The sequence below is a fragment of the Dactylosporangium sp. NPDC049140 genome (assembly GCF_040648435.1).
On the sequence record NZ_JBEZDS010000122.1, the window covers coordinates 1 to 6,279 of the forward strand.

A 6,279-nucleotide genomic window follows, 5' to 3' on the forward strand; every position below is an offset into this window, starting at 1 on the left:
GTGACCTGGTTCAACCTGGTCAGCACGGACCGGAGGTCCTGCTGTGATGTCCTGTGGGTCAGTGCCCGGATCTTCGCCTTCAGCGACCGGATCGGTCGTTGGGCGATGAACGTGTAGACATGCCACTTGCTCGATCCTCGCTTGCGGCGCCTGCGGGTGCCGAAAATCTCATCCGTGCTGGTCAGAGCCGCCTTAGTGTGGCCGGAGATGCAGAGGAGGACCGCGGCCTAGAGTTGTCATACTCGCTCGGAGTTGCTCACCGGCGCACGCCGCCAGCTGCCGCTCACGTGTCTGCCTTTCGGCGAAACCGAGCCCGACTGGACGTCGACCGTCACTGGGCAGCCTGGCCCTGTTGGCGGCCGCCCCGGCGGCGGCTTTGCCATACACCCTGCCGCACCGAAGCGGCGCGTGACACCGGTCGCGTCCGGCGAACTCCGGGGCGCCGGGATTGCCGATCCTCGGAAGGCAGCACCGCCGTCCGCGACGATGTGCGACTGGCCGGCGGCCGTGCGGCCTGCGCGGAAACCTTGGCCGCCGCCGGCCACCTTCTCTTGCCTGTGGCATGTGCCTCGGCATCGCCTGGATCAGCCAGGGGTGGGCAATTGCTCCTGCGGCCAGCGCCAGGACCGCGGCATGCGGTCGGGCGCCCGCACGCAACAGCTCTGCCGCTCGGCCGAGAACCGCACGCAGCACCGGACGGTCGGCGCCAGCGTGGCGGGCGACGAGCAGCAGCAGCGCGTTGTGGTCCCAGTCTGTGTACTCGCCATCCAGCAGGCGCAGCAGATGTGCCGCCCTCGCGCGCTGGTGCCCGGCAACGGCAAGCCGAACGAAGGAGTACGGGCTGCCCGCCAGCGTGCCCAGCCCGCTGTCGTTCAACCGCGGATCATCCACAACCCGCAAATAGTCTGCCGGCGATCGCGCGGCAGGCAGCAAGTCGTCAAGGTCCACCCCCAGCATCCTGCCAAGTGCCGCCACCTCCCGACCGAGCGCGCCCCAGGTGGGATGCACTCAATTCGCCGCGAGCCAGGAGCTCAACTTGCCATGACGTTCCGTGGCGAGCGGGTTGCGGCTAGATGTGCGCACCCGATCAGGCGGCATCGGCGGCTGGCGTTATGTTCTGGCCACGGTTGTGCGTGCGTGCCTGCCGCGCGTTCATTGCGAAGGTTGGTTGCGGATGTTGACTGGCGCGGTCGAGGTGTACACGAATCACAACGTGCTCGTCGTGGGGTCGACCGGTTGGCCGGAGTTGGCGTGGGGCGACGGCCCGGCTGATGCCGATGGGCGGCATGTGGTGGTCAAGACGTGCGGTCAGGTCGACCACACTCGGGTGTCGCTTTGGTCAGGTTCGATGCCGGTGCTCGGAGTACTCGTCTTCGACGGTGACTTGGCGCTTGAGGACTCCCGGATCTGCGTTGGTGACGTCGCAGGGCTCCAGCGCTGGACGCAGCGGGTCTCGCGGACGGGTCCGCAGCGGGTGATCGTTCGGGTGGACGACCCTGGATACGCGTCCCGTGTCTACGTGGGGCTGAACATCAGTGCGGACGCGCAGGTGAGACCGCTGCCCGCCTCCGGTGGGCCGGTACTCTTCGACGTCCTCACGTCGGAACGGGGCGAGATGGACCCGGCCAACCAGCGGGGCTTGGCGTTGGACGGTCACGACTCGCCGCATGCGCGCCTTGCGGCCGCGATCAGCCTGCTGTCCGATCGCAGTTTGATCACGACACGACGGAACGGATACGAGGCAGGGCTCATCGCGGAGCGGCTGCGGTGGCTCAGCACGGATCTCGACCGGGCCGGCGCCGTCGCGCTCGGCGAACAGTTGCGGCAGTTGGTCATCGCCGCCCGGACCGCCAGCCCGGCCGGCGACAGGACGATTGCGCCGGCCGATGCGGTACGCATCGCCGAGTTGATACTCAAGGCCGTTGCCCGGGCGCCTGATCGTTCATCGCAGGGCGCCGCAGGACGACCCTGACAGCCGACGCGCTTGTACCGCGGACCGCATACTTCCCACGAGCGGACGACAAGCGGTGCCCAAGCGCCCGATCGGAGGCAGCACAGGACGCCTCCGCTGCGCCGAGGCCCTTCACGGGCGGTGACAAGCTCTCGTCGGCGATTGCGCACCAACGGCGGCAGATGTGCTCAGCTGATCTCACTTCGGCATTGCACTGCGTCCGAGTGAGCCAGCAACGGGTCAGTCAGCCTCGATTCGACTGCGTTGCCAGCTGTCGTTCGCGTCGAGCCAGGCCTGTTCGCCGGGCCGCAGATCGGCGACCTCACGGATGTGGGGCCAGCGCGCCAGCACGTGGTGCAGGTGCACGGTCGTGATGTCCTCGGGCATGATGGCCTCGCCATCGACGAACTGCCAGGACCCGTCGTGGTCGCGGACGACGCCCCGCAGCTGCCCGCCCGCCGTGACCCGGTGCAAGGTGAAGACGGTGGTCCGCGCCCCTGTACCCACGAACGGCCACGGGGTGATGTCGTCCAGTTCCAGCCAGATGCTCGATGCGTGATTTTCGGCGGCAAGCCACGAGTACGGCTGGTTCGCCCGGCAGTTGTCACCGCTGCCGTCCTCCCAGGGGAACAGGCCGGTCCGGTCCGGCCAGAAAGCCTGAACGATGGGCAGCGGCGGGCGCTGATAGAAGTTAAGCGCGGAGCCGAACAGCTGCGGGTACCAGCTGTCATGCACCGGCCGAAGCTCCAGCGGAAAGCCGTCCAGCACCCCGTCGCGTCGCTGCCCGGCGATCAACGGTCGGCCGTCGCGGATCTGGTTGCCGAGCCGGTTGAGCCAGCTCTGCATGTCGCGCAAGTGCAGCCCGAATATGGCGATCTCGGGACTCCCGAGTGAGTGCCACAGCCCCACCGTGAACGCCCACGCTGGCACCTCGTCCGCAGCGTCGATGCCAACGACGCTCCACCCGTGCCTGTCGATCAGCCCGGCCGTCCCGTCACGCCAGTCCAGACACCCGTCGTCGGCAGGGTTCGGCACGCACACGTGGCAGTAGCACTCCCGATTCGGATCAAGCCAGGTCGTCATGGCCGCCGAGCGTAGATCACTCCCGCTGTAGACCCCGACAGTCGGCCCCACCTGACCCGCGCTGCGCGTCCGGTCACCGACTGCCACGGGGGACGAGCGGCCGCCGCGCACCATCGGCGGCATGAGCGCGCAGCTGATCAAGCGCTGTCGATGGTGGCGAGCCGCAGACCGCTGGGGCCTACGGCGGCGATAACGGTACATTCTGGGTATTGGCCCTGGCCGCGGCTCAGGAGGGCGGCTATGGGTGGTGCCGGTAGAGGATGATCTGCCCGTGGGTAGGCATACATCCCGCGAGCCGGCGGAGTTCGTGGTTGGCGATCCGGACGCCCCTTGGGCTCTGCGGCTGTGGCGCTGGTGGTGGCTTTTTCCGCCGCTCGGCCTGGCACTGTGGCCGATCTCGCCACTGCTGGCGATCGGTCTGACAGTGCCGCTGTACGGGTTTGGCATCAGCACCCGCGGGCTGGCGCCGTATACGCTCCGTCCGCGACACGGGCTGGTCTTCGTACCGCAGAACGAGCGGGGCGCCTGGCACGAGGCCAGGCAGTCGATCACGCGCATCCGTGCGGCATGGCCGGCCCTCGGCATGATGGCCGACCCCGCCCACATCGGCCCGGCACTGGACCAGGCCCGGTGGGGCCTTGCCGTGCTGCTGTTCCGGCGGGCCGAAGTGACCCGGGCACTGAAGGAGCTTGACGACGCTGTGCGTGGCTTGGCCGCGCAGGCACCGCTGCGGGCGGAGGTTGCGGTCCGCCGGGTCGAACTTGGGGGCCGGCTCGAGGAGCTGAGCGAGCGGATAGCCGAGCGGCTCGGGGCGCTGCGCAGGCTCGCCGAGGTTTCCGGCGAGCATGCTCACCAGCAGTACCGTGCCGAGCAGGCCCGCAGGGCGCTGCGCCGGGCCCGATGGGCGGACGACGGCGCTACGGACAGGCCTGACGTGATCGCCGAGGTCGCGGAGCGGACCGCGGCGGTACTCGCCGCGTACCGCGAGTTGTCCGCGCTGCCACGCCCGGACGCAGCGCGGGGAAACGTGGCCAGTACGACGCCATGATTCGCGCAAGACGTTTCGGTGGTTGGTCCAGTCGACACCCGCCGCTAGGCGCCGCTGTAGATCTACGTCACGTGGCCTCGCCCTCAGCAGCCTCCCGTTCGTCGAACGGGTCATCCTGGCCGGATGCGCGCTCATCGGCACGAGTGCGCAGCGACTCGCCGAGCATGCCGCCGGAACGGCGTACACAGCGTGACGACCGCCGCCGAGCCGCAGCGCCCGACCGACGGCAGATCCGGAAACCAAGATCGTCAGTTCGCGTTGGTGGTCTCATCGTCGACGGAGTTCCATTGCCCGGTCAGCAACGGTCAACGACCGATCGGCTTCAGCGGCTCACCGCTCTGACACCATGCGCCCTGTGGTCGGTTCGCCGCCCTCGGACGTCACGATGTTGATCGTCGCACGAGAGGGTGCGGATGTGGTCCGGGCTGGTGACCATCGATCAGCGCTCAGGCTCAATGGCAGGCTCGGCGTGCGTTTCGTGCCGCTCAATCTGCGTTTGCAGCGGGTCGGGTGTGCCGCCATGACGCGGCATCTGGGCCGTCGTTCGGGTCGGGGATGATCTGGCAGGCACTGCCAAGCTCTCCTTCACGGACGAGTCCCTCGATTGCTTCGATCATCGCGGTGATTCCCGGCCGAGGCGTGATGACGAGGTCCGTCGTGTAAAAATACCGGCCTCCTGCGGCTTCGCCGGTATGCGCCCATCGGCGAAGCACCGCATCGATCGCGTCGAGGGTCATGAGACTCACGTAGTAGGTCGGACCCCCAACAACGGTCACGTAGATGTCCTGGTCCCGAAGTTGTTCAAGGTCAGCCCCGTGGTCCGGGAAACGCGCGACGAACCGCTCGCGCTCGATGACGAAGAAGGGTCTGCCTTTCGTGATTTCCATGGTAAGCCTCGTTCGGAGTGTCGACGTGGCCATGATCCCGCAGCGGTCGGCGGGCTCGTGGACATCCTGTCATCGGCGGTTCAGCGCACAGGAGGCGCCGGACGCTGGTCACGCGGCGTAACGGAGCCCGTCGACCTGCGCTCGCGGTCGTCAACATGATCGGAAGACCGGCCCGAGAGGCCGCTCACCGTAGGTGACGATCACCGACCGCCGCTGAGCGCCCGCAGCGGCATGTGCGGAAGCCAAGATCGACGCCATGGACAGCGGCAAATGAGGATGCCGGCGAGGCCTTGCCTCAAGAGTGATATTTCTGAGTGCGGGCGATCCGTACCGACTGTCACCGAGCCGATGATCCTGGCGCGCCTCCTGCTCGATTCGGACATGGACAGTGTCGACACGGTGGCTGGCGGCGTTCGTCGCTCTTCCCGGTGGCTCTACATGTCATCGACAGTGGAAACTCGAATCTTGACCCCTTGGTGCCGGGGGTCTAGATCTTGTCGGTGGTGGGTAGGAGCCTTGGTTCATGTCGCTTTCGATTCCAGAGCGCGAGGAGTTTCTCGCCCAGCCGCATGTTGCCGCACTGTCTGTGAGCGCGGGCCCGGGCCGTGGGCCGTTGGTCGTCCCGATTTGGTATCACTACGTCCCGGGCGGTCCGCTCTGGGTCTCGACCCATCGGGATTCGCGTAAGGGAAAGCTGATTGCCGAGGCTGGTCGGTTCTCACTGATGGTCGATCGGGTGGCGCCCACGACGCGCTATGTCTCGGTCGAGGGACGAGCCAGCGTGATCGGGCCTTCGAGCGATGATGATCTCCGTGTGATTGCCAGCAGGTATCTCGTGCCGGAGAAGGTCGAGCCGTATGTGAGGTTCGCGCGGGGCGAGTACCGGATCGAGCTGGAGCCGGAGCATTGGCTCTCTTCGGATCTCGGCGAGCCGTGATCGACCGGTAGCGGCAGGCGCAGCCCGGTCGCGTCGTCGACACTACATGGACGCTAACGTTCTCCACCGTCGATGAGTCCGTCGCCTGCTGGTGCGAAGGAGGGAACCGGCGAGGCGGCGAACAGCAGTAGCTTCAGTGCGCTGGGCAATCGATCGTGCCGGAACCGGGTGTATCGCCAATGATCGCAGCGATCCGGCGCATGATCGGATGCACTGAATTCGGCATGTCCGCGAGCCGGGCGGCGGCATTGCCACCGCGCTCCGTGGCGAGCCGATCGCGGCTGACTCGAAAATCTTGAGTGCGTGGGGCAGGCGGCAGCACCGGGGCGGAGCCGCGGTGGTTTGTGTTGGGTCATGCAGCGGCTGGTTCGTC

5 protein-coding genes are annotated in these 6,279 nt (G+C 67.4%); 3 read left to right on the top strand and 2 right to left on the bottom strand.

Annotated features, from left to right (window positions below):
- The first annotated feature begins 1,051 nt into the window (after nucleotides 1–1,051).
- Nucleotides 1,052–1,972 (top strand): hypothetical protein, encoded by a 921-nt coding sequence (locus AB0B76_RS58475; RefSeq protein WP_360394986.1) that lies wholly within the window; start codon nucleotides 1,052–1,054, stop codon nucleotides 1,970–1,972.
- A 219-nt stretch (nucleotides 1,973–2,191) separates the two neighbouring features.
- On the opposite strand, the gene AB0B76_RS58480 is transcribed toward AB0B76_RS58475, so the two are convergent.
- Nucleotides 2,192–3,034 (bottom strand): DUF4262 domain-containing protein, encoded by an 843-nt coding sequence (locus tag AB0B76_RS58480; RefSeq protein WP_360394988.1) that lies wholly within the window; start codon nucleotides 3,032–3,034, stop codon nucleotides 2,192–2,194.
- A 244-nt stretch (nucleotides 3,035–3,278) separates the two neighbouring features.
- On the opposite strand from AB0B76_RS58480, the gene AB0B76_RS58485 reads away from it, so the two are divergent.
- On the top strand, nucleotides 3,279–4,082 hold the full coding sequence (locus tag AB0B76_RS58485) for a hypothetical protein (protein ID WP_360394991.1): 804 nt from the start codon (nucleotides 3,279–3,281) through the stop codon (nucleotides 4,080–4,082).
- Between the two features lie 485 nt (nucleotides 4,083–4,567).
- Here the strand turns inward: AB0B76_RS58485 and AB0B76_RS58490 are convergent, their stop codons facing one another.
- Nucleotides 4,568–4,969, bottom strand: coding sequence for a hypothetical protein (locus AB0B76_RS58490; RefSeq protein ID WP_360394994.1), 402 nt, complete (start codon nucleotides 4,967–4,969; stop codon nucleotides 4,568–4,570).
- Nucleotides 4,970–5,492: 523 nt separating this feature from the next.
- Here AB0B76_RS58490 and AB0B76_RS58495 point away from each other — a divergent pair.
- Nucleotides 5,493–5,906, top strand: coding sequence for a pyridoxamine 5'-phosphate oxidase family protein (locus AB0B76_RS58495; protein WP_360394997.1), 414 nt, complete (start codon nucleotides 5,493–5,495; stop codon nucleotides 5,904–5,906).
- Nucleotides 5,907–6,279: the final 373 nt, after the last annotated feature.